This is a genomic window from Streptomyces catenulae, from assembly GCF_000718015.1.
Lineage (GTDB): Bacteria > Actinomycetota > Actinomycetes > Streptomycetales > Streptomycetaceae > Streptomyces > Streptomyces catenulae.
The window spans coordinates 1-394 of record NZ_JODY01000081.1; the positions used below are offsets into that span (position 1 = coordinate 1).

Sequence of the window (394 nt, forward strand, 5' to 3'; positions counted from 1 at the left end):
CACAGATGCTCGCGTCCACTGTGCAGTTCTCAAGCAACGACCAGCCACCCACCACCCCAACCCGAAGGCTGAGTTCACTGGGGCCGGCATCGCGAAGGTTCAGACTCGAAAGCCCGTACCCTCAGATACCCAACAGCGTGCCCGACACCCTCACTCGCTGACTCGTGTTCCACGCCGAAGCAGTACTAACGATCAACAACCGAGTGTGCCGAGTAGTCAACGTTCCACCCATGAGCAACCAGCATCAGACATTCGCTGATGTACTGGCCTCTGGACTGTCAGCAAGCTGGCAGCCAAGAAGTGCTCCTTAGAAAGGAGGTGATCCAGCCGCACCTTCCGGTACGGCTACCTTGTTACGACTTCGTCCCAATCGCCAGTCCCACCTTCGACGATT

At 57.6% G+C, this 394-nt stretch carries 1 rRNA gene; it reads right to left on the minus strand.

The features are described from left to right. Positions 1–311: 311 nt before the first annotated feature. A 16S ribosomal RNA gene (locus tag IF23_RS0130775) occupies positions 312–394 on the minus strand; the annotation flags it as partial.